Here is a 26,604-nt window from a genome sequence, read left to right as displayed (position 1 = left end):
ATTTGCCGGAGAAGTGGAGCACGCCGTGGAGGACATCAACAGACGCACACTTCTGGGTACGGCCGGAGCACTCGGAGCGGGTGTGGCGCTGGGACCCAGCGCCGGTCCGGCAGCGGCCGTCCCCGGATTCCAGACCGCGGCGGCCCCCGACATGAAACACGCCTCGGCCGCCGTGCGGCGTCTCCTCCCCGACCACCACGACCAGATCTCCTTCACCGCGCTCACGGACGGCGAGGAGCGCTTCAAGGTCTCCGGCAGCGCGGGCAGCATCGAGGTCGCCGGCAGCTCTCCGGCCGTCGCTCTCACCGGTCTGCACTGGTATCTGAAGTACACGTGCGCCGCCCACATCTCCTGGTCGGGCAGCCAGACCGATCTGCCCGAGCGGCTTCCGGCGCCGGGCAGCCCGTACGAGCGCAGCGCCACCGTGCCGCACCGCTTCATGCTCAACGACACGCACGACGGCTACACCGCCCCGTACGCGGACTGGGACCACTGGGAGCGCTTCATCGACGTGATGGCGCTGCACGGCTGCAACGAGGTGCTGGTGACGACCGGTTCCGAGGTCGTCTACCACCGTCTGCTGAAGGACTTCGGCTACTCCGACGTCGAGGCCCGCCAGTGGATCCCCGCACCCTCGCACCAGCCGTGGTGGCTGCTGCAGAACCTCTCCGAGTACGGCGGTCCCGTCTCCACCGCTCTGCTGAACAAGCGCGAGGACCTGGGCCGCCGCATCGTGACGCGGCTGCGCGAACTGGGCATGCACGCCGTGCTGCCCGGCTACTTCGGCACCGTCCCCGACGACTTCTCGGACCGGAACCCGGGCGGTACGACCGTCCCGCAGGGCGACTGGAACGGGCTGACCCGGCCCGCGTGGCTCGACCCGCGCACGTCGGTCTTCCGCAAGGTCGCGGCCGCGTACTACAAGCACCAGAAGGACGTCTTCGGCGAGATCCGCCACGTGAAGATGGACCTGCTGCACGAGGGCGGCAAGGCCGGCAACGTACCCGTCCCGGACGCGGCGCGGGCCGTGGAGAAGGCGCTGCAGACCGCGCTGCCGGGCGCGACGTGGATGATCCTCGGCTGGCAGAAGAACCCCCGCCGCGAACTGCTCGACTCGCTTCAGCACAAGAACCGCGCACTCGTCGTCGACGGTCTCTCCGACCTGGAGAAGATCAAGAGCCGCGAGACCGACTGGGGCGGTGTGCCCTACGCCTTCGGCACCATCCCCAACTTCGGCGGACGCACCACGATGGGCGCCAAGACCCAGATGTGGGCCGAGCGGTTCACGCAGTGGCGGGACAAATCGGGCAGCAAGCTCGTCGGCACCGCCTACATGCCGGAGTCCACCCACCGCGACCCGCTCGCCTTCGAACTCTTCAGCGAGCTGGCGTGGCGCGAGGAGGCCGTCGACCGGAAGCAGTGGTTCGCCAACTACGCACGGCTGCGCTACGGCGGGGACGACGAGAAGGCACGCGGCGCCCTCTCGGCCCTGCGCGGCACGGCGTACGAGATCATCAGCGCCGACGGCAGGCCGCACGACAGCATCTTCGCGGCCCGCCCCAGCCTCGACGCCCGCGCCGGCGCCCACTACGCCACGCACAACCCGGCCTTCGATCTCGCGGACTTCGACGCCGCGCTGACCGCGCTGCTGGACGTGCGCGAGTCGCTGCGCGGCAGCGACGCCTACCGCTACGACCTCGCCGACGTCGCACGCCAGGCCCTCGCCAACCGTTCGTGGCTGCTCATCGGCAGGCTGAAGGCCGCGTACCAGCAGGAGGACGCGGAATCCTTCCGCAAGATCAGCAACCTGTGGCTGTCGCTGATGAAACTGAGCGACGAGGTCGCCGGCACCCACCGTGCCTTCCTGCTCGGCCCCTGGCTGGCTCAGGCGCGGAACCTGGCCGGGGACGAGGCGGCCGAGCAGGACAAGCTCGAACTCACCGCGCGCACGCTGATCACCGCGTGGGCGGACCGGCCGGCAGCCGACAAGGGCAGGCTCGCCAACTACGCCAACCGCGACTGGCAGGGCCTCATCGGCGACTTCCACGAGCCGCAGTGGCGCGAGTACCTGGAGGAACTGGAGGACGCCCTCGCGGACGGCAGGACGCCCAAGAGCTTCGACTGGTACGAGAAGGAGGAGGCCTGGACGCGTGAGCACAAGACTTACCCGCAGCGTCCCTCCGGCGACGTCCACCGCACCGCACAGCGCGTGCACGCCGCGCTTGCCAAGGCCCCGTTCCAGGGGAGCCTCGCCGTCGAGTCGGATCCGGCGACCCTGGCTCCCGGCTCGTCCGGCAAGTTCAAGGCCGTCTTCCGCAACGAGAGCGGGCTGCGCGCCACGGGCACCGTCGACTTCTCCCTCACCGGCCTGAAGGACGCCGAGCCGCAGGGCTCGACCTCGGTGCTCCGCGTCGGACAGGGCAGCCGCGCCGCCGTCTCCTGGCTGGTGCGGGCGCCGAAGGACGAGCTCAAGGACCCGCTGAAGCCGCTCGACTACGAACTGGCGGTCGAGTACGGCCCCGAGGGCGAGCGCCGGGTGCGGATGCCCCAGCCCGGCAAGCTCTACGTGGCCGGGCCACTGGACGACGACCTGTCGACGGTCAGCACCAACGACGCCGTCTTCGGCCAGCTCGGCCGCCGCTTCGCCGTCAACGGCGCCGGCGACGACATGTGGAGGGGCACATCCCACTTCGGTGCCGTCTACCGCGAGAAAGCCATGCGGGACGGCGTCTCGGCGACCGTGCACGTCACCTCGCAGGAGGTGACGGGGCCGTGGGCACGTGCGGGGCTCATCGCCCGCAACGAACTGCCCGGCGCCGCCTCGCGCGGCTTCGTCAACCTGTCGGTCACACCGGACAACGGCGTGGTGCTCTCGTACGACTCGGACGGCGACGGCGAGCTCGACACCTACGAGCGCGTCAGCGGCGTCGGTGCCCCCGTCACGCTGCGGCTCAGCCGCGACGGGCGCTCCTTCCACGGCGAGCTGTCCAGGGACGACGGCGCGAACTGGCGCTCGGTGGGCACCGTCACGGTCTCGGGTGTGCTCTCGCGGCAGGACGTGGGGATGTTCATGTCGGCGACGAACGGCGGCACGGGAACCCGGGGAACGGTGGAGTTCCGCGACTGGGACGTGCGCTGACCCCCGGGGCCCGCCCCGCGAGCGAGCGGTGGCAGGGCTCAGGGCTCAGGGCTCAGGGCTCAGGGCTCAGGGCTCAGGGCTGCGTAACCGTGCCCACCCAGTATTCGGCGAAGCGGCCTTCGCTCGCCCGCAGGATGTCGTTGCCGGTGAAGGTCACCGTGCCCTCCGGCGTGACGCCGCGGCCGGTCCAGCGGGCCGCGACCAGGTCGCCCTCGACGAAGGGGCCCACCTCCAGCGTGAAGGAGATCTCGCTGAACATCTCCCGCAGTTCGGTGACCGCCGCGGCGAGACCCTCCGGTCCCCTCACCTCACGTCCCGGCCAGTGGCCTGTGAAGTCGGGACTGACGATCCCGGCCGCGGCGCCGGGGCTGCCGTTCCACAGATCATCGAGCCAGCGGCGGTAGAGCGCGTGCAGCGGCCCCTCCTGGCTGGGGCCGTGGCTGGGGCCCTGGCTCGGATTCCGGCCGGGGTCCTGTCCGTTCATGGCCGCTCCGTCCCTGTCGCAACTTCCAGTGGTCCCCCACGCCGCGGGGGTACGTACGGATACGGCCCTCGGCCCCAGGCCGACGGTACGCGGGTCGCGGCACCGGCACACCGGATGGGCCAGGTGACCAAGCCACCTGTCGTTCGTTCTCGTGAACGTGGCCCTTTCGGAAGCGACTTCGCAGCATTCAACGGCACCGGCCGGACCCGTCGACGTGGACCAGGCCCAGGCGGCGCTCGTCGAGCACTACCCGCGCCTGGTGCGGCTGGCCTATCTCGTCCTGCCGCCCTCGCTCGCCCGGCACCGCCGTGTGCTGACGGCGCATTCGCTGGTGCAGCGGGCGCTGCCGCGCGGCCGCGGCTCCGACGAGGTGAGGCCGCTGCCGGCGCAGCGGCGCGGCGGCTCCGACGCCGGCGCCGCGGGCCACGGCGGCGACGGTGACGGTCGAGGTGCGGGCGACGGTGACACCGCCGCCCGGCAGGAGGGCGCCGGCGACGCTCCCCGCGGCGACGCCTACGTCTACCTCACCGCCCGAGTGCTGCGCGCGGCGCTCTCCGGTGAACGGCCGCGCCGCCTCGGCCCGTTGAGGCTGCGGCCGCTGCCCGTGCGGCCGGGTCTCTTTCCGCTCGTCCTCGGACTCCGGCTGTTCCCGCGCTCGGGCGGCGCGTACGAACTCGCCCTGGAGAAGTCGCTGTCGGAGGTCTCGGGTGCCGCGCGCGCGGCCTGCGCCCTGCGCGGCTGGGAGGGCATGCCGGACGAAGAGGTGTGCCGCATGCTCGGGTCCGCCGGCGTGGAGGATCCCGCCGCGGCGCTCGCCGAGGCCGGTGCCATCCGGCTGCCGGCGGGCAGCAAGGACCGGCCGGTGCTCGGCCCTTCGGAGTTCGACCCGTGCTCCCTCCAGGCACGGCCGACCGATCTGCTCAAGCGCCGTCAGCACCGGCGCGCGGCCCTCGCGGCTCTCGCGGCGGTCGTCGTCTGCGGCGCCCTGCTGGGGCTGCCCGGCGGTACATGGGGTCCCGACGGTGCGGCCGCGCCGCCCTACGCCCGTAACCCGGTGGCCGAAAAGGCCCTGGATCCGGGCGCGTTGACCCGCGTACCGGCCGACGCCTGGAAGGAGTCGTCCCGCGCGGACTTCTCCGCGTGGCCCGCCCGCGGCGACCTCACCCGCGACCGTGGTCTGCTGCGCCGTGCCCTGGCCGTGTGGGCCCGTCCCGGCGGAAAGGTGACGGTGTCCGTGACGCCGGGGACTCCTGCCGGGCCGCCTTCAGGTCCGCCCCAGCTGCTGTACGCGGGACGGGTGGACGGCGCCCGTATCGTCCTGCTCCACGACGGGCTGCGGGTGGCGCGCTACGCCGAGCCCGAGGGCGCGGACGGCGGCGGCGCCGTGCTGGACATGGCGCGTACGGACGGGGCGGACACGGCGGAGTCGGGTGCGCTGGTGATCTCGCGCAGCGACTCCAACGTCCGCTATCTCACCGCGCCTTGGGTCTCCAAGGCCGCCGAGGTCGATCTGCTGCAGCCCGACGACGACGGCCGGCGGCTCAGCCGCGAGGACGACGGCGTGCTCACCTCGCTGACGGCCCCTTCGGACCGCGGGCGCGCATGCCACCGCTGGCCTGGGCTGTTGCTGTCCACCTCGGGGTCCACGCCGGGACACTCCACACGTCGTCTCTACACGGATCTGGGCGAGTTGACGGCGGCGCGGATCACCGGCGGGAACCCCGGCAAGAAGGTGCACGAGGCGACGGGAGCCTCGGTGCGGTCGAGGCTCGCCCGCACCGCCTGCGGATTCCGTATGCTGGTCGGGAGCGGTGTGCGCTCGGTCAACTCCTGGAAGTTCGCGACGCAGACGCTGCCGGGCGGCACCCTTTCGGCGACCTGGACGTGCACGCGGGGTGAGACGTGGCGGGGCGAGGGCGCGCGGATCTTCACCGGTTTCCGGCGGTCCGGCATGGAGCCGGGCGAGCAGGCGGTGTTCAACGGGCGTGCGGTGAACACCACCGCCTGCGGGCCGCGCCGGCCGCACGTGGTGAGCGGAACGCTGTGGAAGTCCGAAGCCGGCAACTGGTATGTGCTGGCGGCGGGCAGCCGCAAGGTGACGAGCATCCGGGCGTCCGGCGGATCGGACGGTCCGAACGGCACCGCGCAGGGGCGCAAGCTGATGATGTCCGCGGAGAAGGACGCGAAGGTGAAGCTCTCCGCGCGGCTGTCGAACGGCGAGAAGCTGGGCAAGCGGCGCTGAGCCGGCGCCCCCGGAACAGGAGCGCCGGAACAGCAGCGCCGGGCCAGGGGCCCGGCGCCTGGCCCGTACACGTGCCGGATCCGTGAAGTTGCCGGTGCAGCACGGGAGTTGGCAAGAGGGACCGGCCCGACCGGCCGGGCGCGTGCGGTCCGCACTCGGCGGACCACCGGCCGGCCGGACCGGAGGATGGGGCCGGGCACGGAGCGGGGTCAGGGCAGCGCACGGGCGGAGGCGCTGCCGGGACGGTCACCCGCTCCGCGCCCGGGACCTGCCCGCAGCGGCCGCGTGAGCGGGCGCCTGGCCAGTCGATCCCCGTACGACGAGCTCCGGCTGGAAGACGAACTCCGTGTGCGGCACGGGGTTTCCGTGGATCTCCTCCACCAGCGTGTGCACCGCCGCGTTCGCCATCGCGCGCACGGGCTGGCGGACGGTCGTCAGGGGCGGGTCGGTGAAGGCGTTCAGCTCGGAATCGTCGTATCCGACGACCGACACGTCGCGTGGCACGTCGAGGCCCCGCTGGCGTGCGGCGCGTACGGCGCCGAGTGCCATCAGGTCGCTGCCGCAGACGATGCCCGTGCAGCCGTCGTCCAGGAGGTCGCCCGCCGCCGCGTGGCCGCCCTCCACCGTGAACATGGTGTGCCGTACGAGCCCCGGTCCCTGACCCGGCCCTGTCCCCGGCAGTTCCTCCGCGAAGCCCTGCGCCTTGCGGCGCACCGGTACGAACCGGTCCGGGCCGACGGCGAGCCCGATCCGCTCGTGCCCGAGCTCGCGCAGGTGCCGCACCGCGATGCGGGCGGCGGCGCGGTCGTCCGGGGAGACGAAGGGCGCGGCGATGCGCTCGTTGTAGCCGTTGAGCAGGACGTACGGGACTCCGCGGCCGGTGAGGCGCGCATAGCGGCCGGGGTCGGCGGTCAGGTCGGCGTGCAGCCCCGAAAGGAAGATGATGCCGGTGACGGCACGTGCGACGAGCTGCTCGACGAGTTCGTCCTCGGTGGCTCCGCCGGGCATCTGGGTGCCGAGTACGGGCGTGTAGCCGTAGCCGCTGAGCGACTGCTCGATGACCTGGGCGAAGGCGGGGAATATCGGGTTGGTCAGCTCGGGGATGACGAGGCCGACCAGCCCCGCGCTGCGCGGCCGCAGCCGTACGGGCCGCTCGTACCCGAGCATGTCGAGCGCGGCGAGGACCCGCTGCCGCGTCGGATCGGCCACGCCCGCCTTGCCGTTGAGCACCCGGCTGACGGTGGCTTCGCTGACCCCCGCCTGGCCCGCGATGTCCGCCAGGCGGGTGCCCGGAAGCGCCGAGGCCGGAGCCGTCATGCGCCGGCTCCCGTGCCGCCGGCCGCCGTCGCCGCCCGGGTGCCGTCACCGGTGCTCCACCAGGCGGTGGTGTCGGCCGGGAGCGGCCCGGTCCCCTCGTACTGACCGCTCGCAAGCATCAACTCCCCCGGGGCGACCGGGAGTCCCGCGAGTTCGGCGGGCTCCGCACCGGTGTTGGCCGCGCATACGAAGCCGTCGCGGCGGAACGCGATGACCCCTTCCGGTGCGGGCAGCCACTCGACCGACTCCCCCGCGCCGAGCCCGGGGTGTTCGCGGCGCAGCCGCAGCGCGGTGCGGTACAGCTCCAGCGTGGAGCCCGGACTGCCGGTCTGCGCCGCTACGGACAGCTCACCCCAGTCCTCCGGCTGCGGCAGCCAGCTACCGTCGTCGCCGAAGCCGAAGGAGCTGCCGCGCCTTTCCCAGGGCAGGGGCACACGGCAGCCGTCGCGCAGTCCCTCCTGGCCGTTGTCCCGGAAGAACGAGGGGTCCTGGCGGGCCTCGTCGGGCAGTTCGGTCACCTCGGGCAGGCCCAGCTCCTCGCCCTGGTAGACGTACGCGGAACCGGGCAGCGCGAGCATCAGCAGCGCGGCGGCGCGTGCGCGGGGCAGGCCGCCGCCGAGACGGGTGCGGTGGCGTACGACGTCGTGGTTGGAGAGCACCCATGTGGCGGGGGCGGCGACTGGCCGCATGGCCTCCAGGGACTCGCTCACGACGGCACGCAACGCCTCCGCGTCCCAACCGGTCTGCAGATAGTGGAAGTTGAACGCCTGATGCAGCTCGTCCTCGCGTACGTAGAGGGCGGTGCGCCCGGAACTCGGCGCCCACGCCTCGGCGACGCCGATGCGCTCCCCCGGGTACTCCTCCAGGACGCGCCGCCAGTCGCGGTAGATCTCGTGGACGCCGTCCTGATCGAAGAAGGGCAGGCGCGCGTTGCCCAGCAGCCGCAGCTGACCGGTCCGTCCGGTGTCGGGGAGACCCTCGGCCTTGACGAGTCCGTGGGCGACGTCGACGCGGAAGCCGTCGACGCCCAGGTCCAGCCAGAAGCGCAGCACGGTGCGGAACTCGTCGTGGACGGCGGGGTGTTCCCAGTTGAAGTCGGGCTGCTCCGGCGCGAAGAGGTGCAGATACCACTCGCCGGGGGTGCCGTCCGGTTCCTTCACCCGCGTCCAGGCGGGTCCGCCGAAGACGGACTCCCAGTCGTTGGGCGGCAGTCCGCCGTCCCCGCCCTTGCCCGGACGGAAGTGGTAGCGCCCGCGGGCGGGCGAACCGGGGCCGTCCTCCAGCGCGCGCCGGAACCACTCGTGCCGGTCGGAGGAGTGGTTGGGCACGATGTCGACGATGACGCGCAGGCCGAGTCCGTGCGCGTCCTCGATCAGGGCGGCGGCGTCGGACAGTTCGCCGAAGCGCGGATCGACGGCGCGGTAGTCGGTCACGTCGTAGCCGCCGTCGGCCTGCGGGGAGGCGTAGAAGGGGCTGAGCCACACCGCGTCCACGCCGAGGCGGGCGAGATACGGCAGCCGGGACCTTACGCCCGCGAGGTCGCCCATGCCGTCGCCGTCGCCGTCGGCGAAGGAGCGCGGATAGACCTGGTAGATGACGGCGTCGCGCCACCACCCGTCCTTCCGCCGGTGCGCCGCGGCGTCGGCGGGAGCCGGAGTGCCGGCGTGTGCGAGATGCTGGGTCATGTCATCCCTGAGAGATAGAGGTGTGCGAGGGCGGGGCCGTCCGTACGGTCAGGCCGGGGGTCAGGCCGGGGGTCAGGCCTTCGTCGCACCCGCGGTGAGCCCGGCCACGAGATGGCGTTGTGCGAAGCCGAACACGACCGCGGCGGGGACCGCGATGATGACGGCCGCGGCGGTCATCGAACCCCAGTCGGAGCCGTACCGGTTGACGAACGTCTGCAGTCCGCCCGCGAGGGTCAGGTTCTCCTCGCCCGTCATGAAGGCGGTGGCGTAGGCGACTTCGGCCCACGCGGTGACGAAGGTGTAGAAGCCGGTGACGGCCAGGCCCGGCCGGGCCAGCGGCAGTATCAGCCGCCAGAAGGTGCCGAACGGGGTGAGCCCGTCGACGCGTCCCGACTCGTCGATGTCGACGGGGACGGTGTCGAAGAAGCCCTTCATCATCCACGCGCAGAACGGCACCGCCACCGTCAGGTAGGTGATGATGAGACCGACGGGCTGGTTGAGCAGGCCCAGGCTCGCCATGGTGTTGTACAGCGGCACGATGAGCACGGCCATCGGGAACATCTGCGTGATCAGCAGGACCCACATCAGCGGGCGCATCCCGGGGAAGCGGAACCGGCTGATGGCGTAGCCGGTCGTCGCGGCGATGAAGACGCCGACGAGCGTCGTGCCGACCACGACGATCAGCGAGTTCCCCAGCCACGTCAGGAAGTAGGTGTCGGCGACCACGTGTGTGTAGTTGTCCACCGTGAAGTCGCGCACCACGGCAGTGGAGAACGACTCGCTCTTCGGCTTGAAGGACGTCACCAGCAGCCACAGCGGCGGGAAGAGCGCGACGGCCGTCGCCGCAAGCAGACCCGCGTGCAGGCCGAACGCGGCCAGCGGGCCCCGCTCGCCGCGCCTTCTCGGCGCCGCGGTCTTCACCGGTGCGCTCTTCGCCGGTGCGCTCTTCGCCGGAGCGGTCTCCGGGGTCGTCTCCGTGGCGGCCATCGTCACCACACCTCTCCCTGGCGGCGCAGTGCCCGCCTGTAGACGACCGTGAAGAGCGAGAGCAGCACCAGGATCAGCACGCCCCAGGCGGCCGAAGTGGCGAAGTCCCGCGGGCTGTTGATGAAGGACAGCCGGAAGGCGTACGTCACGAGGATCTCCGTGGAGTCCTCCGGACCGCCCCTGGTGAGCAGGTAGATCACAGGGAACATGTTGAAGGTCCAGATGGTGCTGAGGAGTACGACCGTGCTGCTGACCGCGCGCAGACCGGGAAGCGTGATGTTGCGGAACCGCTGCCACGGCCCGGCACCGTCCATCTCGGCCGCCTCGTACAACTCGCCGGGGATGCCCTGCAGCGCGCCCAGCATCGCGACGATCATGAAGGGCACGCCGAGCCACACGTTGACGGCGATGACGGCGACCTTTGCCCAGAACGGGTCGCCCAGCCACGGCACCGCGTCGATGCCGCCGCCGTCGAGCACCTGATTGAGCAGGCCGTTCTTCTCGTTGAAGAGCATCTTCCACGCGAAGACCGACACGAACGCCGGGATGCCCCACGGCACTATCATCCCGATCCGGTAGAAGGACCGGCCGCGCACCTGCCTGTTGAGCATCACGGCGAGCGTCAGACCGAGCACGAACGTGACGCCCACACACCCGGCGGTCCACACCACGGTCCACCCGAGCCGGTCCCAGAAGACACTGTCGCCGAGGATCGAGACGTAGTTGTCGAGGCCCGTGAACTTGTACGTCGCGGGCAGGTGGTTGACGCCGATGACGCGTTCCACGTTGGCCTCGTCGGCGTCGGTGAGCGACAGGTACACGCCGCGCAGCAGCGGATAGCCCACGATGACGCCGATGACGCCGACGACCGGGGCGACCATGGCCCAGGCGTACCAGTACCGCGAGACAGCCCTGCCCAGCCGTCCGCTCGCCCCGCTCTTCCTGCCGGTCCTGTCCGCGTCCCCGCCGCCGCTCCCGCGCCCGGGGCCGGCGGTGCTCCCGCCGTCCCCTGCCGCGGGAGCCGGCCGGCTGCCGGTGGTGGTCTCCACAGCCATGGCCCCTCGGCCGTCCCCTCCGCCCCGCGGGCTTACTTGTAGTCCTGGTCCTTGAGCAGCTTGCGGAAGTCGTCACCGACCTTGTCCGCGGCCTCCTCCGGGCTGCGTCCGCCGGTGAGCACGGCGTCCATCTGGCCCCGTACGGGCTCGAAGAGGGAGTTGCCCTCCGCGATCCACGGCCGCTGGACGGCCTCGTCGACGGCGGGCTTGAAGAACTCGACCATCTTGTTCCCGCGCACCGAGGGCTTGTCGTACACGGACTCGCGCGTGGGCAGGAGGCTCAGCTCCTCGGTCGTGCGCTGCTGCACCTCGGCGGAGCTCATGTACTTGGCGAACTCCTGCGCAGTACGCATGTTCTTGGTGCCCGCGTACACGGAGAGGTTCCAGCCGCCCTGCGGTGAGCCGGCGGCCTTGCTTCCCGCCGGTACGGGTGCGACGCCGAGGTTGTCCTTGTCGTCCTTGAACTCCTTGCCCTGCTGGGCTCCGGCGATGTCCCACGGCCCGTCGACGATCATGGCGACGTCGCCGTCCTGGAAGGCCTTCAGGCCGTTCTCCTGGCCGTCGCTGCTGTCGGTGACGGCTGCTCCGGAGTCGACGAGGTCCTTCATCCGCGCGAACGCCTTCGCGCCGGGCGCGTCGTCGACGGTGACCTTCTTCGCCGTGGGGTCCACCAGGTCGCCGCCCTCGCCGTAGAGATAGGGCAGGAACCAGTACGGATCGTCTCCGCGCAGATAGAGGCCCGTCTTGCCGGTCTTGCTCTTGATCTTCTTCGCGGACTTCTTCAGCTCGTCGAAGGACCCAGGCACTCCGACGCCGGCCTCCTTCAGCATCTTCTTGTTGTAGAAGAGGCCGAGGGTGTCGGTGACCTGCGGCACGGCATAGGTCTTGCCCTTGAAGCGGGTGCTGCCCGCGGCCGTCTTGAGGTAGTCGCCGGCGTCGTCGAGCGCCGGCGTGCCGTCGAGCGGGGCGAGATAGCCGAGGTTGGCGAAGTCGGCGACCCACGCGACCTCGGTGCGCATCACGTCCGGGGCGCCGGAGTTGCCGCCGGCGGCGTTCTTGAACTTCTGGTTCGCGTCACCGAAGTTGACGTGCACGTACTTCACGTCGACCTTCGGGTGCTTCTTCTCGAAGTCCTCGGCGATCTTCTTGTACGTGCCCTTCTCGGCGTCGTTCGAGGTGTCCCAGTAGGTGACGGTGCCCGCGATCTCGCCCTTGCCGGCGTTGTCGCTGCTCCCGCCGTCCCCGCCGCACGCCGTCGCCGTCAGTGCGAGCACCGCTGCCGCCGCGGTGACTGCTGTGACTCGCCGCATGTGTCCATCCCTCCGAAGCACCTCGGCCTCCCGCCTCGGGAGGCCCCGGCGTCTGGACGGCGCCGGATGCCGAGGAACGTAGCGGCGGTGAACGAGATTGCGCAAGAGTTTGCGGCAAGTTTCAGCAAGAGCATTTGCGCCGGGAGGCCCCGGCACTGTGTGCAGTGGTTGCAACGGCGGGTACAGTCCAGCCCTGTGACCGCACGGCTAGCTGACATCGCAGCACAGGCGGGGGTCAGCGAAGCGACGGTCAGCCGTGTCCTCAACGGCAAGCACGGCGTCGCCGCGGCCACCCGTGAATCCGTCCTCGCCGCCCTCGACGTGCTCGGGTACGAACGCCCCGTCAAGTTGCGGCACCGCAGCGCGGGCCTCGTCGGGCTGATCATCCCCGAGCTGGAGAACCCGATCTTCCCCGCCTTCGCGCAGGTGATCGCCCAGGGCCTGACCCGGCAGGGCTACACGCCCGTGCTGGCGACCCAGAGCCCCGGCGGTTCGACGGAGGACGAGCTGACCGAGATGCTCGTCGACCGCGGAGTCGCGGGCATCGTCTTCGTCTCCGGGCTGCACGCCGACACGACCGCCGACATGCAGCGCTACGAGCGGCTCCGCGGCCAGGGCGTGCCCTTCGTGCTCGTCAACGGATACTCGGACAAGGTCCGCGCCCCGTTCATCTCGCCCGACGACCGGGCCGCGATGAGACTGGCCGTCACACATCTCGCCGAACTCGGCCACCGGCGCATCGGACTGGCCCTCGGTCCCGAGCGCTTCGTGCCCGTACAGCGGAAGATCGAGGGCTTTGTGCGCTCGGTGCGGGAACAGCCTGAGCTGGCGGCAGGGCAGACCGGGTCCCCCACGCAGGCGGAGCAGTGGGCAAGGCAGTTCATCCAGCACTCGCTCTTCACGCTGGAGGGCGGACAGGCCGCCGCGAGCGCGCTGTTGGACCGCGACTGCACGGCCGTCGTGTGCGCCAGCGACATGATGGCGCTGGGCGCGATCCGGGCCGCCCGGCAACGGGGCCTGGAAGTCCCCGCCGACGTCTCGGTGATCGGCTTCGACGACTCCCCGCTCATCGCCTTCACCGATCCCCCGCTCACGACGATCCGTCAGCCGGTGACCTCAATGGGGCAGGCGGCGGTCCGTGCGCTGCTGGAGGAGATCGGCGGCACGCCCGCTCCGCACAGCGAGTTCGTCTTCCTTCCGGAGCTGGTCGTACGGGGTTCAACTGCCTCTGTCCCCTCGGTCGCAGGGAGGACGGAAGAGGCCGGATCCCCGACCGCAGGATGATCGGAGAGGTGTCCCCTTCTGGCAGACTGTCCCCTCATGGGGGCATCCACCACGAGGACCGGACGGGCAGACAGAACGGCCGCCGAAAGGCCGGAGAACGCGAATCCAGCGGCGGACGGAACCGAGGCCGCCGGGGAGAGTGACAGAGCCGACGGGGCGCAGCGGTCACGTGCTGCGCGGCGGCCCACCATCTGGTTCGAGATCGTTCTCGTCGCCGTCTTCTACGCGGTCTACTCCGCCATCCGCAACGCCGTGCCCGAGCAGCGCATCCAGGCCCTCAACAACGCCGACTGGGTGTGGGAGACGGAGCGGCTCCTCGGCATCGCCGTCGAGGACTCCATCAACCACGCGGCCGAGAGCGTCACCTGGCTCATCCTCACGATGAACTACTACTACGCGACGCTGCACTTCGTCGTCACCATCGTGGTGCTGGTCTGGCTCTACGCCGCGCACCCCGGCCGCTATGCGGCGACGCGGCTCGTCGTCTTCGCCACCACGGCCATCGCTCTTCTGGGTTACTACATCTTCCCGCTGGCACCGCCGCGTCTGATGCGCGGAGACGCGTTCATCGACACCGTTCAGGTACACCAGACTTGGGGCTCGATGGCGTCCGGCAACCTCGCCGACATGTCGAACCAGTACGCGGCGATGCCCTCGATGCACATCGGCTGGTCCGTGTGGTGCGGCATCACGATCGCCGCACTGGCGAAGCCGCTGTGGGTACGTCTTCTGGGCGCCCTCTATCCGGTGGTCACGCTGATAGTGATCGTGTGCACGGCCAACCACTTCTGGCTGGACGCCGTGGGCGGTGTCATCTGCCTGGGCTTCGGCTTCGCGCTCTCCTACGGCTGGTACGGGCGGGTCGCCTACCGGCTGCCGAGACTTGCCGCCGCACCGGCCTGACCCGGCGGACCGGCCGGACGCGGATTCCCCTGCAGGGGCCGGGTGACTGAACGCCGTTGCCGCAGGCTTCGTTCCTCCCCGCCACAGGCAGGGTTGGGGCCCCGCCGCAGGCAGGGGAAGCCCAGCCCCCGAGGCACCCGCCCACCCCACGGCCCCTTCGGCGCAACGCCCCGACGCAGTCGGCCCGTTCAGCCCTCGTAGAAGAGCCGTTCGGCCACGGAGCGGGCCCGCCGGGTGACGCGTCGGTAGTCGTCCAGCATCTCGCCGCTGCCGCCGGCCTCCGCCGCCCGCGGTCCGGGCCCGGCCGACTCGTATCCCAGGTAACGTCCGACGGCGCCCAACTCCCGTGCCTCGGACGGAAATGTGTCCCCCGCCCGGCCACGCACCAGCATCACCGCGTTGCGCATGCGTGTCGCCAGCAGCCACGCCTCGTCCAGGACGGCCGCGTCCTCCTCGCCGATCAGACCGGCCTCGCGGGCGGCGGCCAGGGCGGTGCGCGTACGGGTCGTGCGCAGTTCCGGCACGGAAGCCCCGTGCCGCAGCTGGAAGAGCTGCACCGTCCACTCCACGTCGGCGAGCCCGCCACGTCCCATCTTGGCGTGGGTCGTGGAGTCCGCGCCGCGCGGCATGCGCTCGGCCTCCATGCGGGCCTTCAGCCGCCGGATCTCGCGCAGCGACTCGTCGCTCAGCCCGTCGGCCGGATACCGCAGCGGGTCGATGAGTCGGGTGAAGCGCCGGCCGAGATCCGCGTCGCCCGCGACCGGGGCGGCGCGGAGCAGCGCCTGGCTCTCCCACGCCGAGGCCCAGCGGCGGTAGTACGTCGCGTAGGAGTCGAGGGAGCGCACGAGCGGACCGGACTTGCCCTCGGGGCGCAGATCCGCGTCGATGACCAGCGGCGGGTCGGTGGTGGGCAGCTGCAGCAGCCGGCGCAGTTCGGTGGCGACGGCGAACGCGGCCTTGTTCGCCTCCTCCTCGCTCACGCCCTCCCGTGCCTCGTGCACGAAGAGGACGTCCGCGTCGGAGCCGTAGTTCAGCTCCTGCCCGCCGAAGCGGCCCATGCCGATCACCGCGAAGCGAGTGGGCAGTTCGTCGCCCCACTGGCTGCGTACGGCGGCTCGCAGCGCGCCCGCGACGGTGGCGGAGTTGATGTCGGTGAGCGCCGTACCGATGCGGTCCACGGCCTGCGACGGCTCCTCCGCGGGCAGTTCCTCCGTACCGTATGCGCCGATGAGGTCGCCGGCGGCCGTGCGGAAGAGCTCACGCCGCCGGACTCCGCGTGCGGCGGCGACCGCCGACTCGGCGTCCTCCGCGCGGCCGACGGCGGCCAGTACCTCCTGCGTCAGCGCCTCGCGCGAACGCGGCAGCAGCCCGTGCTCGTCGCCGAGCAGCGCGACCGCCTCGGGGGCGCGCAGCAGCAGGTCGGGGGCGAAGCGCCCGGCGGAGAGGACCCGGGCGAGGTTCTCCGCGGCGGCGCCCTCGTCGCGCAGCAGCCGCAGATACCAGGGCGTGTTGCCCAGCGCGTCGGAGACCTTGCGGAAGCCGAGCAGCCCCGCGTCGGGGTCGGAGGAGTCCGCGAACCAGCCCAGCAGCACCGGCAGCAGGGTGCGCTGAATGGCCGACTTGCGGCTGACGCCGCTGGCCAGCGCCTCCAGGTGACGCAGCGCACCGGCGGGGTCGGCGTAGCCGAGCGCCTCCAGGCGCTGGCGTGCGGCGCGCGGCGAGAGCCGGGCCTCGCCGACCTCCAGTTGTGCGACGGCGTCCAGCAGCGGGCGGTAGAAGAGCTTCTCGTGCAGCCGCCGTACGGCCGCCGCGTGCCGCCGCCACGCCTTGTGCAGCTCCGTGACGGGTTCGCTGCGGTAGCCGAGCGAGCGGCCCAGCCTGCGCTGGTCCTCCTCCGCTTCCGGCATCAGGTGCGTACGCCGCATCTTGTGCAGCTGGATGCGGTGCTCCATGGTGCGCAGGAAGCGGTAGGCGGACTCCAGCTCGGCGGCGTCCCGGCGTCCGACATAGCCGCCGACGGCGAGCGCGTCCAGCGCGGCCAGCGTGGTCGGACTGCGCAGCGTCGCGTCGGAGCGTCCGTGCACCAACTGCAGAAGCTGCACGGCGAATTCGACGTCCCGGAGCCCGCCCGGACCGAGCTTCAGCTCCCGTTCGACCTGGGCGGCGGGGATGGCCGCGACGACGCGGCGGCGCATCTGCTGCACGTCCGGGACGAAGTTCTCCCGCTCCGCCACCTGCCAGACCATCGGTGCCACAGCCTCGACGTACGCCTCGCCGAGCGCCGGGTCGCCGGCGACCGGACGTGCCTTCAGCAGCGCCTGGAACTCCCATGTCTTCGCCCAGCGGTTGAGGTAGGCAAGGTGGGAGTAGAGCGTCCGCACGAGCGGCCCGTTGCGGCCCTCGGGTCGCAGGTTGGCATCGACCGGCCAGATCGTGCCCTCCGCCGTGGTGTCCGAGCAGATGCGCATCAGACGGGCCGCGAGACGGCCGGCTGCCTGCAACGCCGCGGATTCCTCGGTGCCTTCGACGGGTTCGGCGACGAAGATGACGTCCACGTCCGAGACGTAGTTCAGCTCGCGGCCACCGCACTTGCCCATGCCGATGACCGCGAGCCTGCAGGCCGCCGCGTCCTGAGGCGACTCCGCCCGCGCGACGGCGAGCGCAGCGCGCAGTGTCGCTGTGGCCAGGTCCGCCAACTCCGCGGCGGTACGGGCCAGATCGCTCGTGCCGCACACGTCCCGTGCCGCGACGGAGAGCAGGGTGCGCCGGTAGCGGTGGCGCAGTTCGTCGGGGTCGCCCGCCGCACCGACGGCGGCCTCGAACTCCTCGACGCCCGGGTGCAGATCGGCCGCCTCGAACGTCACGAGCGCCTGCCAGTCGTCGGGGTGGCCCGCCAGATGGTCGCCGAGCGCCTCGGAGACCCCGAGCACACCGAGCAGCCTGTCGCGCAGCGGTTTGCTGGCCAGCAGCGTGTCCACCAGCCGCTGCGGATCCTCCTGCGACTCGACGAGCCGTACGAGCCCGCGCAGCGCGAGGTCGGGGTCGGCGGTGGCGGCGAACGCGTCGAGCAGCCCGGTGTCGGCGCGCACCTCCTCCAGGCCGGGAGTGGCCAGCAGCCCTTCGGCGGCGGCGGGTTCGGTGAATCCGCGCCTGATGAGTTGTCCGTACCGGCTGTCCCGGCGCCCGCCCTGCACCTGACCGTCCTCCGTCGTCGAATCCGAGTCTGTCTCTGCTTGCCCGGTCCACGGCCGCGGATGCGGCGGGAGGCCGGTGCCGCGGATGCGGCGGGAGGCCGGTGCCGCCGACGCGGCCAGGGGGCCGCGGCCGCGGCATGAGCGGCCGCCGCGGACACGGCCGGAGCGCCCCGGTGCGGCGGCTACGGCGAGAGGCCGGTGCCGCCGACGCGGCCGTGGCTCACAGCACGGGCAGGCTCTTGCGCAGCTCGAAGGCGGTGACCTCGCTGCGGTACTCCTCCCACTCCTGCTTCTTGTTGCGCAGGAAGAAGTCGTACACGTGCTCGCCCAGGGTCTCCGCGACCAGCTCGCTGCGCTCCATCAGCGTGATCGCCTCGCCCAGGTTCTGCGGCAGCGGCTCGATGCCCATCGCGCGGCGCTCGGCGTCGGAGAGGGCCCAGACGTCGTCGTCGGCGCCGGGCGGCAGCTCGTAGCCCTCCTCGATGCCCTTGAGACCTGCGGCCAGAAGGGTGGCGTAGGCGAGATAGGGATTGGCACCGGAGTCGAGGGAACGCACCTCGATCCGGGTCGAGCCCATCTTCCCGGGCTTGTACATCGGCACGCGGATCAGCGCACTGCGGTTGTTGTGCCCCCAGCAGATGTACGACGGGGACTCGCCGCCCTCACCGGCGGTGCGGTTGGCGCCGCCCCAGATGCGCTTGTAGGAGTTCACCCACTGGTTGGTGACGGCGGAGATGTCGCCCGCGTGGGTGAGCAGCCCGGCGATGAACGAGCGGCCGACCTTGGAGAGCTGGTATTCGGAGCCGGACTCGTAGAAGGCGTTCCGGTCGCCCTCGAACAGCGAAAGGTGGGTGTGCATGCCCGAGCCCGGGTGCTCGGAGAAGGGCTTGGGCATGAACGTGGCCTGCACGCCCTGTTCCAGCGCGACCTGCTTCATCACCAGCCGGAACGTCATGATGTTGTCGGCCGTGGAGAGCGCGTCGGCATAGCGCAGATCGATCTCCTGCTGGCCGGGGGCGCCCTCGTGGTGGGAGAACTCCACCGAGATGCCCATCGACTCCAGCATCGTGATCGCCTGACGGCGGAAGTCCATGCCGACGTGCTGCGGCGTGTGGTCGAAGTAGCCGGAGGAGTCCGCGGGCACCGGCCTGGTGCCGTCCACGGGCCGGTCCTTGAGCAGGAAGAACTCGATCTCGGGGTGGGTGTAGAAGGTGAACCCCAGGTCGGATGCCTTCGCGAGGCTGCGCTTGAGCACGTAGCGCGGATCGGCGTACGAGGGTGAGCCGTCCGGCATGAGGATGTCGCAGAACATCCGGGCCGTGCCCGGGGCCTCAGCCCGCCAGGGCAGTATCTGGAAGGTGCTCGGGTCCGGCTTGGCGATCATGTCGGACTCGTAGACACGCGCGAAGCCCTCGATCGCGGACCCGTCGAAGCCCATGCCCTCGTCGAACGCCTGCTCAAGCTCCGCGGGCGCCACGGCGACGGACTTGAGGAAGCCGAGAACGTCGGTGAACCACAGCCGTACGAACCGGATGTCGCGCTCCTCCAGCGTGCGGAGCACGAATTCCTGCTGCTTATCCATAGTCACCCATCCTCGCTGGTCGGGGTGGCTCCTCGCACCCGGTGGCCCGGGACGGAGCGGCCCCGCCGGAGCGGACCGCCGCCTCGGGCCGCCCGCCCGGGGATTCCGGGGCAGACCGGGCGAGCATCCCACCTCGAGGTTTCCGGGGTGTTGCGCGTGCCCCGTCACCTCACGCCGCTCCCAGTAGACCACGGGAGGGGGACGGCGACGCGAGCCGGGAAAGCCGGTCCGCGCGGGGCTCCGGCGGACAGTGCCGCGGCACGGCGGTCCCGGTGGCTGGGCAGTAGCCGGGCAGGGGGCGGGCAGTGTGCGGTACGGCCGAACGGCACCGCCGAGAGGCCGGGGAAAGCCCGGGAAGGCGCGCAAGAAAGGACCCGGTGAAGGCCGGGAAAGATGGAAGCCGCGGTCCGGCAGTGGGGGATACCGGACCGCGGCTGGGTGTTGCCTGGCCGCGGCGCCTCGGGCGGCGCCCGGCCGTGTGGTCGTGAGTCGTGAGCCGTCCTGCCCGGCGACGTCACGCATCGAAGTTCGCACAAGGGCGACCGGGAGAACAAGAGTTACCGGCCAGTGTGCCAATCGACATCTTGTGGTGCGTTCTTCGCGGGTCGGACACCCCCTCGGAGCCCGCTCAGACCGTCTCCCCGGAGCCGGGTGCGGGCACGGCCGGCAAGGTGGCGTCCGCCGGCTGCGAGACCCAGCCGAGGCTGGCCGCGCGCATGCCGAGCTGGAAGCGTGTACCGGCGCCGAGCCGCTCCATCAGGCCGCTCAGCCGCCGCTGGAACGTGCGGTAGCTGACGCCGAGCTGGCGGGCCATGACCTGGTCCGTGAGGCCCGTCGTCAGCAGCGCCAGCAGCCGCGCCTCGTCCGGGCTCGGGGCGTCGCCCGCGCCGCCGGGACGTCCGGCCAGATAGGCGGAGAGCGGCAGCGCACGGGCCCACAGCACCTCGAAGAACTCGCAGAGCGCGTCCAGCAGGCCCGACGGGTGCACCACCACGCTGCTGGCCATCTCGTGCGGCGCGGACCGCAGCGGGATCAGTGCGACCCGGTCGTCGGCGATGAGCAGCTTCGTGGGGGTGTCGGCCATCACCCGCGCCTCCTCCCCCAGTTCGGCGCAGGCCTCGATGTCGGTGTCGATGCGGTGGAAGGTCTCCAGGCCGTGGGTGTCGTAGATGACGCGGTAGCCGATGCCGCGTCCCATCGTCTTCGCCTGCACCGGCATCATCCCGGTCTTCGGGTCGAGCCGGTCGGGGTCGCTGTTGGCGTACGGGGGCCGGTCGATGCCGCGTATCTCGCTGGTGGCGCTGTGCTGGAGCTGGTCGACCTGCTGGATCACGGCCGCACGCCCCGTGACGATCTCGACGAGGTCGACCGGGTCGCGGGCCGTGGCGTTGGCGCGGAACCGGGTGGCCAGCAGCTGGATGTGCCGGCGGGTGCGGTGGATGGCCTCCTCGCGGGCCAGCAGGAGCGACTCGAAGGCGACCTCGGGCGCGACGGGCAGGAACCGCTCCTCTCCGCGCCGCTCTCCTGGATACCGCCCGACCAGGCCCAGCTTCTCGAGTGCGGCCAGGGTTTCGCGCACCTTCGCCGCGCTCAGACCCAGCGCCGTACGGAGTTCGGCGACAGTGACCGCTCCGTCGACCAGCGCCTCGTACGCCTGCTGTTGGACGGGTTCGAGCCCGAGTGACTCCAGCATGCCGATCCCCCTGTGCGGTGGCGAGTTCACGTCACTGACCGATGCCCGCCAGGCGGGCATCGAATCCAGTACACCAGGTATCGAAATCCTGCGGATACCCTCGCGTAGGGGTAGCTGCATGCTGGATACGGTTGTGAAGCTCTCGTGAACAGCTCGTGACGGCCGACCGGGCAAAACGCCCGGAACTGCAGGCTCCGGCGGTGTGGACGTCCACAGTCCACGGCCCTCCGCATCGCGTCAGAGAGACGATTACAGTGGGTCCGTGCCTCAACTACGTCTCGCCCTCAACCAGATCGACTCGACCGTCGGCGACCTCGAAGGCAATGCCGGGGCGGTCGTGACGTGGACCCGCCACTCGGTGGGACAGGGAGCGCATCTCGTGGCGTTCCCGGAGATGATGCTGACCGGCTATCCGGTGGAGGATCTGGCGCTGCGCGGATCGTTCGTGCAGGCCAGCCGCGCCGCCCTGGGTGCGCTCGCGCGCCGGCTGTCCGACGAGGGGCTGGGCGAGGTGCCCGTCGTCGTCGGCTATCTCGACCGCGCCGAGCACGTACGGGCCACGCTGGGCAGCCCCGCGGGCGCGCCGCAGAACGCCGCGGCCGTGCTGCACCGCGGCGAGGTGGCGCTGGCCTTCGCAAAGCACCACCTGCCCAACTACGGCGTCTTCGACGAGTTCCGCTACTTCGTACCCGGCCAGACCCTCCCGGTCGTCCGCGTGCACGGGGTCGACGTCGCGCTCGCCATCTGCGAGGACCTGTGGCAGAACGGCGGGCGTGTGCCGGCCGCCCGCGCCGCGGGGGCCGGACTGCTGCTGTCCGTCAACGCCTCCCCGTACGAGCGCGACAAGGACGACACCCGCCTCGAACTCGTGCGCAGGCGGGCGCAGGAGGCCGGCTGCACCACCGCGTACCTCGCGATGACCGGCGGACAGGACGAGCTGGTCTTCGACGGCGACTCGATCGTCGTCGGCCCCGGCGGTGAAGTCATCGCGCGCGCACCGCAGTTCGAGGAGTGCTGCGTCGTCCTCGACCTGAACCTGCCGGCCGCCGCCGCCAAGCCGCCTTCCGGGACGGTCGACGACGGGCTGACCGTGGAGCACGTGATGCTCTCCGAGGACCCCCTGCCCCCGTACGAGCCGGAGGCCGAGGGCAGTGAGGCACCGCGCATGGAGGACGACGAGGAGATCTACACGGCGCTCGTGACCGGCCTGCGCGCCTACGCCGCCAAGAACGGCTTCCGCTCCGTGGTGCTGGGCCTATCCGGCGGCATCGACTCCGCGCTCGTCGCCGCGATCGCCTGCGACGCGCTCGGCGCCGGCAACGTGCACGCGGTCTCGATGCCCTCCCGCTACTCCTCGCAGCACTCCAGGGACGACGCGGCCGAGATGGCGCGGCGCACGGGACTCAACTTCCGTACCGTGCCGATCGGTCCGATGTTCGACGCCTTCATGGACGGCATCGAGCTCACGGGCGTCGCCGAGGAGAACCTCCAGTCGCGGCTGCGCGGCGTCACGCTGATGGGCATCTCCAACCAGGAGGGCCACATCGTCCTCGCGCCGGGCAACAAGTCCGAGCTGGCATGCGGCTATTCGACGCTCTACGGCGACTCCGTCGGCGCGTACGGGCCGATCAAGGACGTCTACAAGACGAACGTCTTCCGACTGGCGAAGTGGCGCAACCGCGTCGCCGCCGAGCGGGGCGAGACCCCGCCGATCCCGGAGAACAGCATCGCCAAACCGCCGAGCGCGGAGCTGCGCCCGGGCCAGGTCGACACCGACTCCCTCCCCGACTACGACGTGCTCGACCGCATCCTGAAGCTGTACGTGGACGGGGACGTGGGCCGCGAGGGCATCGTCGAGCGCGGCTTCGACCCGGAGGTCGTCACGCGCGTGCTGCGCATGACGGACGCCGCGGAGTACAAGCGGCGCCAGTACCCGCCCGGCACGAAGATCTCCGCCAAGGGCTTCGGCAAGGACCGCCGCCTTCCCATCACGAACCGCTGGCGGGAGTCCGCCACCGGGGAGTGAGGGCGGCCGGCGGGCGTACGGACGCTGACGCCCGCCGGCCCGGCGTCAGCGCTTGCGGGCCAGGCCCCCGTACATGGCGTCGTCCTGCTCCTCCACAGGCGGGGCGCCGGGCTCGGGGTTCCAGCAGTGGGCCTGTACGACGCCCGGCTCGACCAGGTCCATCCCGTCGAAGAAGGCGGACGCCTCGGCGTGCGTGCGCAGCTGCATGGGCATGCCGCGCCGCTCGTACTCCTGCGCCACGCGGCCGACTTGAGCGGGCGCGAAGTCGGCGGTCCCGATCGTCGCGGCGAGGTAGCTGCCCGGGGGCAGGGGAGCGAGCAGCCGCCGGACCAGCTCGTGATCACCGTCTCCGGACAGGATGAAGTGGAGCATGCCGATCACCATCAGGCCGACCGGCTGGGTCAGATCGATGGTCGCCTCCACCGCGGGGTCGGACAGGATGGCGTCCGGATCGCGCATGTCGGCGTCGACGTACGCGGTGCGGCCCTCCGGGCTGCTCGTCAGCAGAGCCCTGGCGTGTGTGAGGACCATGGGGTCGTTGTCGACATAGAGGATCCGCGACTCCGGAGCCTCACGCTGGACGACCTCGTGGAGGTTGGGCGAGGTCGGAAGGCCCGTGCCGATGTCGATGAACTGCCGTATGCCCGCGTCCCGTGCGAGGTACCGGCCCGCCCGGTGCATGAACGCCCGGTTCTCACGCATGTGCACGGGCAGCGCGGGCCATTCGGCGACCATGGCGTCGCCGGCCTCCTTGTCGACCGCGTAGTGGTCCTTGCCGCCGAGGATGTAGTCGTAGACCCGCGCGGAGTGTGCCTCGCCCGTGTCCACATGCCGGGGGCCGCTTGCAGAGTTCATCGTGCTCCTCGGTTTCGCTGGTCGCGGCGGGACCTGTGGGACTTGTCCACGGTGTGTCTGCCCTCCGCTGCAGGAAGCCATTGTGCCCGCTGTTCCGCCGGTCTCCCCTTCCCGCGTCCGCGGTTGCCGGCTCGACTCGCCCTGGAACCGGGGCAATTGACGTCGCGCGCGGGACGGCGGGGGACGCCGGCGTCCCCCGCGACGGCCTCGCAGCGACCTCACGGCAGATCCGCACGCCGTGTGCCGGATGCGCCGCGACACCCCTCACGCCGCCGCGCGGAACCCCTCTCTCACGGCATCGCCTGAATGCGCGCGGTGGCCGTCGCCACAGCCACCGTCTTGCCGTCGGCACCGAGCAGTTCACCGGCGAGGAAGCACACCTCCTTGCCCCGCTGCACCACCCGCCCCCGGCCCGTGAACCGTCCGGGACGGGCCGGCCGCAGATACTGGACGTGCAGGTCGAGGGTGGGCGCGAGCCGGTCCGGGGGCAGCGTCGCGGCCAGCGCGGGACCCATCGCGTCGTCGAGCATCGCGGCCAGGAACCCGCCCTGCACCGCACCGCCGGGGTTCTTGAACTGCTCGCCCGCCTCGAACGCCACCTCGATCGTGCCCTGTTCCGGGTCGAGGCCGATCAGCTCCCAGCCCAGCGTCGCAGCGGAAGGGGGCGGCGGCACCCGCCCCTCCAGCATGTCCCAGAACAATCCCTGCCGCTGCTCGTTCGTCTCCATGGCAAGCATTGAACCCCCCACCACCGACAACCTCCCCGAGGCGCGCGTGCGTCCGCCCGAAGACGCGCGAGGGGCGACCGGAGGCGCAGCGGCGTCACCCTCGGCCGGCAGGGGTGATGTCCCCGATCTGCCGGGCGAGCGCCGCGAGACGGGCCAGTGAGGAGCCGGCGGCGGCGTCGCGGAAGGCGACGATGACGTGGTCGATGCCGAGGTCGGCGACTTCGCCGCAGCGCTGGACGGTCTCGTCGGCGGACTCGCCCGTCCGGGACACGCATGTGGAGCGTCTTCTCGATCTCGCCGTACGGGCGGCCGAGTTGCTCGCAGTGGCCGCGCAGCACGCCGAGCTTGCGGCGTACGTCGGCACCGCCTAGGAAGTTGCACGCGTCGGCGTACGCGGCGACGAGCCGGAGGGTCTTCCTCTCTCCCCCGCCGCCGACGAGAACACGGGGGCGCGGCCGGCCCGTACGGGGCGCGGTGACGGTACGCGCCACGCTGAAGTGCCTGCCCTCGTACGGCTCTTCGTCGTCGCCGCACATCCGCCGGACGATCAGCAGGATCTCCTCCAGACGCTCGAAGCGCTCACGCAGCGGGGGGAACGGCACGCCGAGGGCCCTGTGCTCCTCCTCGTCCCATCCAGGCCCCGCGGCCTGGCGGACACCGGACGCGGTGCGGCGGGCTCGCGCTCAACTCCAGGCCGTGAGCAGGCTTTCCGGCGTGAGGCACTGAAGGCCACGAACGGTGCAGCGGCTGCGCGAGACGGCGAGGAGCGGCGTCGCCTCGTCCGCTCCCGGCAACTGGGCGCGGTGCGTGACGAGACGGGCCAGGTCGCGGGAGTCGAAGGGCTTGTTCTCCAGCCATTTCACCGACCCGACGAGCGTGATCCTCCTGGCGACGGGGCCACGGTCCGCTCCGACGATGTCGATTTCGGGGTCGTTGGTACGGGTCCAGTAGCCGCCGACGACATTGGTCTCCACGGGCAGACGATCGTCGGCGATACGCCACAGAGCATCACGGATGACGGGTTCGACCGCCCGGCCACGCCACCCTGTCCAGCGGGATCGGATCGCCTCCAGCACCCGGTCGCCGCGGCCTCGTTCGACGGAGGGGATGCCAGGCCCGATGAAGGAGAGCCAGAAGCGCAGGTACGGGTCCTCCACCCGGTAGCGCGTCTCACGGCTGGGGCGAGTGGAGAGCGGCACCTCGGCAGCGACCATGCGGCGTCTCCCGAGGAGATCCAGCGAGCGCTTCACCGACGTGGGGCTGAGATCGCCGGCAGCTCTGCCGATGAGGGTGAAGGTGCGCTCACCGTGACCGATCGCGCCCAGGACGGTACGGGCCTGCGCCTCCGTGGGGAACTCGGCGGCCAGACTTCTCTCTCCGCTGACGAGAAGGGCGGATGTGGGTCTGCTCAGGGCCTGTTCGAGGTAGGCCCACATGCCGGCACCGTGCGGCCATTCCTCCAGGATCAGCGGGAGCCCGCCGGAGACGAGGTAGGCGTCGAAGGCTTCGTCGGGCGGCAGTTCGAGCATGGCGGCGACGTCAGCCGGGTTCAGCGGGGGGACGACCATCTCGGTCCCGCGCTGGTAGAAGGGCCGGCCGTAGGTGTTGAGTTTCTCCATGGTCGCGATGTCGGAGCCGATGAGCACGAGCAGCACGGGCAGCCTCGACAGCCTGCGGTCGAACGCCTTCTGAAGAGCCCCCTCAAAGCCGGCGTCCTCCCGTACGAGGTAGGGCATCTCATCGATGACGACGACGCTCGGCCTGTCGGCGGGGAGGAAACGGGAGAGCAGCGTCAGTGCAGCGTCCCAGGACTGCGGGGCTGCCGCTTCGAGGCTGCTCGCGTCCGGGAGAGTGCTGCCGGCGAGTTCCGCGACGAAGCCGGCCAGATCCTCCTCCCTCGAGCCGCCCACCGCGGTGAAGAAGACATGGGGGAGCTGGTTCCGCTCCAGGAACTCCTCCACCAGGCGGGACTTCCCGACGCGCCTGCGTCCGCGGATCAGCACGGCACGGCCGGGCCTGCCGCCGCGGCCGCCGGAACGTACGTCGTCCAAGAGGCTGTCCAGAAGGCCGAGTTCGACACGGCGGCCGATGAATCCGTTCACGGACACCTCCCAGGATCG

General features: G+C 71.3%; 18 protein-coding genes and 1 pseudogene. 5 read left to right on the top strand and 14 right to left on the bottom strand.

Annotated elements, in window-relative coordinates:
- Positions 1–25: 25 nt before the first annotated feature.
- Positions 26–3,139 (top strand): alpha-N-acetylglucosaminidase, encoded by a 3,114-nt coding sequence (locus tag AN215_RS18505; protein WP_070012093.1) that lies wholly within the window; start codon positions 26–28, stop codon positions 3,137–3,139.
- Between the two features lie 73 nt (positions 3,140–3,212).
- Here AN215_RS18505 and AN215_RS18500 read toward each other — a convergent pair whose 3' ends face one another.
- Positions 3,213–3,623: an ester cyclase gene (locus tag AN215_RS18500; protein ID WP_079123174.1), complete on the bottom strand. Its 411-nt coding sequence runs from the start codon at positions 3,621–3,623 to the stop codon at positions 3,213–3,215.
- 214 nt (positions 3,624–3,837) lie between these two features.
- Between AN215_RS18500 and AN215_RS18495 the strand changes: the two genes are divergently transcribed.
- A complete protein-coding gene (locus tag AN215_RS18495; protein WP_245694540.1) occupies positions 3,838–5,865 on the top strand; it encodes a hypothetical protein in 2,028 nt (675 codons plus the stop codon).
- A 246-nt stretch (positions 5,866–6,111) separates the two neighbouring features.
- Here the strand turns inward: AN215_RS18495 and AN215_RS18490 are convergent, their stop codons facing one another.
- From AN215_RS18490 to AN215_RS18470, 5 genes are all read right to left on the bottom strand, one after another.
- Positions 6,112–7,182, bottom strand: coding sequence for a LacI family DNA-binding transcriptional regulator (locus AN215_RS18490; protein WP_070011821.1), 1,071 nt, complete (start codon positions 7,180–7,182; stop codon positions 6,112–6,114).
- A complete protein-coding gene (locus tag AN215_RS18485; protein WP_070011820.1) occupies positions 7,179–8,867 on the bottom strand; it encodes a glycoside hydrolase family 13 protein in 1,689 nt (562 codons plus the stop codon). The genes AN215_RS18490 and AN215_RS18485 overlap by 4 nt, the downstream gene beginning before the upstream one ends.
- Before the next feature lie 72 nt (positions 8,868–8,939).
- Complete coding sequence (locus AN215_RS18480) at positions 8,940–9,854, bottom strand: sugar ABC transporter permease (RefSeq protein WP_079123173.1); 915 nt, start codon at positions 9,852–9,854, stop codon at positions 8,940–8,942.
- A gap of 2 nt (positions 9,855–9,856) precedes the next feature.
- Complete coding sequence (locus tag AN215_RS18475) at positions 9,857–10,909, bottom strand: carbohydrate ABC transporter permease (RefSeq protein ID WP_070011819.1); 1,053 nt, start codon at positions 10,907–10,909, stop codon at positions 9,857–9,859.
- Between the two features lie 32 nt (positions 10,910–10,941).
- Entirely contained in the window at positions 10,942–12,219 is a 1,278-nt protein-coding gene (locus tag AN215_RS18470; RefSeq protein WP_070011818.1) for an extracellular solute-binding protein, read from the bottom strand.
- Between the two features lie 195 nt (positions 12,220–12,414).
- Between AN215_RS18470 and AN215_RS18465 the strand changes: the two genes are divergently transcribed.
- Positions 12,415–13,503: a LacI family DNA-binding transcriptional regulator gene (locus AN215_RS18465; protein WP_070011817.1), complete on the top strand. Its 1,089-nt coding sequence runs from the start codon at positions 12,415–12,417 to the stop codon at positions 13,501–13,503.
- 36 nt (positions 13,504–13,539) lie between these two features.
- The gene (locus AN215_RS18460) at positions 13,540–14,406 is read left to right on the top strand and encodes a phosphatase PAP2 family protein (RefSeq protein ID WP_070011816.1); all 867 of its coding nucleotides are present in this window, start codon (positions 13,540–13,542) and stop codon (positions 14,404–14,406) included.
- 188 nt (positions 14,407–14,594) lie between these two features.
- Here AN215_RS18460 and AN215_RS18455 read toward each other — a convergent pair whose 3' ends face one another.
- The 3 genes from AN215_RS18455 to AN215_RS18445 all read right to left on the bottom strand — a co-directional run bounded on the left by AN215_RS18455 (position 14,595) and on the right by AN215_RS18445 (position 20,875).
- Positions 14,595–17,600, bottom strand: a complete 3,006-nt coding sequence (locus tag AN215_RS18455) for a bifunctional [glutamine synthetase] adenylyltransferase/[glutamine synthetase]-adenylyl-L-tyrosine phosphorylase (protein ID WP_070011815.1) — start codon at positions 17,598–17,600, stop codon at positions 14,595–14,597.
- Positions 17,601–17,820: 220 nt separating this feature from the next.
- Complete coding sequence (glnA, locus tag AN215_RS18450; protein WP_070011814.1) at positions 17,821–19,182, bottom strand: type I glutamate--ammonia ligase; 1,362 nt, start codon at positions 19,180–19,182, stop codon at positions 17,821–17,823.
- A 628-nt stretch (positions 19,183–19,810) separates the two neighbouring features.
- Complete coding sequence (locus AN215_RS18445; RefSeq protein ID WP_070011813.1) at positions 19,811–20,875, bottom strand: helix-turn-helix domain-containing protein; 1,065 nt, start codon at positions 20,873–20,875, stop codon at positions 19,811–19,813.
- A 262-nt stretch (positions 20,876–21,137) separates the two neighbouring features.
- Between AN215_RS18445 and AN215_RS18440 the strand changes: the two genes are divergently transcribed.
- Positions 21,138–22,901 (top strand): NAD+ synthase, encoded by a 1,764-nt coding sequence (locus AN215_RS18440; RefSeq protein ID WP_070011812.1) that lies wholly within the window; start codon positions 21,138–21,140, stop codon positions 22,899–22,901.
- A 45-nt stretch (positions 22,902–22,946) separates the two neighbouring features.
- Here the strand turns inward: AN215_RS18440 and AN215_RS18435 are convergent, their stop codons facing one another.
- From AN215_RS18435 to AN215_RS18425, 5 genes and pseudogenes are all read right to left on the bottom strand, one after another.
- Positions 22,947–23,756, bottom strand: coding sequence for an SAM-dependent methyltransferase (locus AN215_RS18435; RefSeq protein WP_070011811.1), 810 nt, complete (start codon positions 23,754–23,756; stop codon positions 22,947–22,949).
- A gap of 290 nt (positions 23,757–24,046) precedes the next feature.
- Entirely contained in the window at positions 24,047–24,484 is a 438-nt protein-coding gene (locus AN215_RS18430; protein WP_070011810.1) for a PaaI family thioesterase, read from the bottom strand.
- 94 nt (positions 24,485–24,578) lie between these two features.
- The gene (locus AN215_RS30445; RefSeq protein WP_171904204.1) at positions 24,579–24,755 is read right to left on the bottom strand and encodes a hypothetical protein; all 177 of its coding nucleotides are present in this window, start codon (positions 24,753–24,755) and stop codon (positions 24,579–24,581) included.
- Between the two features lie 67 nt (positions 24,756–24,822).
- Positions 24,823–25,086, bottom strand: a pseudogene (locus AN215_RS30890) (LLM class flavin-dependent oxidoreductase); the annotation flags it as partial.
- A gap of 81 nt (positions 25,087–25,167) precedes the next feature.
- Positions 25,168–26,586, bottom strand: a complete 1,419-nt coding sequence (locus AN215_RS18425) for an ATP-binding protein (protein ID WP_070012089.1) — start codon at positions 26,584–26,586, stop codon at positions 25,168–25,170.
- Positions 26,587–26,604: the final 18 nt, after the last annotated feature.

The sequence above is a fragment of the Streptomyces abyssalis genome (genome assembly GCF_001751365.1).
GTDB lineage: Bacteria > Actinomycetota > Actinomycetes > Streptomycetales > Streptomycetaceae > Streptomyces > Streptomyces abyssalis.
The sequence above is the reverse complement of the archived record's forward strand: the minus strand, read 5'-3'. Positions and strand labels throughout refer to the sequence as shown.

What these genes read in the sequence shown, in the direction of transcription:
- AN215_RS18500 (WP_079123174.1), bottom strand. Translation starts at nt 3,623, where the DNA reads ATGAACGGACAGGACCCCGGCCGGAATCCGAGCCAGGGCCCCAGCCAC.
- AN215_RS18490 (WP_070011821.1), bottom strand. Translation starts at nt 7,182, where the DNA reads ATGACGGCTCCGGCCTCGGCGCTTCCGGGCACCCGCCTGGCGGACATC.
- AN215_RS18485 (WP_070011820.1), bottom strand. Translation starts at nt 8,867, where the DNA reads ATGACCCAGCATCTCGCACACGCCGGCACTCCGGCTCCCGCCGACGCC.
- AN215_RS18480 (WP_079123173.1), bottom strand. Translation starts at nt 9,854, where the DNA reads ATGGCCGCCACGGAGACGACCCCGGAGACCGCTCCGGCGAAGAGCGCA.
- AN215_RS18475 (WP_070011819.1), bottom strand. Translation starts at nt 10,909, where the DNA reads ATGGCTGTGGAGACCACCACCGGCAGCCGGCCGGCTCCCGCGGCAGGG.
- AN215_RS18470 (WP_070011818.1), bottom strand. Translation starts at nt 12,219, where the DNA reads ATGCGGCGAGTCACAGCAGTCACCGCGGCGGCAGCGGTGCTCGCACTG.
- AN215_RS18460 (WP_070011816.1), top strand. Translation starts at nt 13,540, where the DNA reads ATGGGGGCATCCACCACGAGGACCGGACGGGCAGACAGAACGGCCGCC.
- glnA (WP_070011814.1), bottom strand. Translation starts at nt 19,182, where the DNA reads ATGGATAAGCAGCAGGAATTCGTGCTCCGCACGCTGGAGGAGCGCGAC.
- AN215_RS18445 (WP_070011813.1), bottom strand. Translation starts at nt 20,875, where the DNA reads ATGCTGGAGTCACTCGGGCTCGAACCCGTCCAACAGCAGGCGTACGAG.
- AN215_RS18435 (WP_070011811.1), bottom strand. Translation starts at nt 23,756, where the DNA reads ATGAACTCTGCAAGCGGCCCCCGGCATGTGGACACGGGCGAGGCACAC.
- AN215_RS18430 (WP_070011810.1), bottom strand. Translation starts at nt 24,484, where the DNA reads ATGGAGACGAACGAGCAGCGGCAGGGATTGTTCTGGGACATGCTGGAG.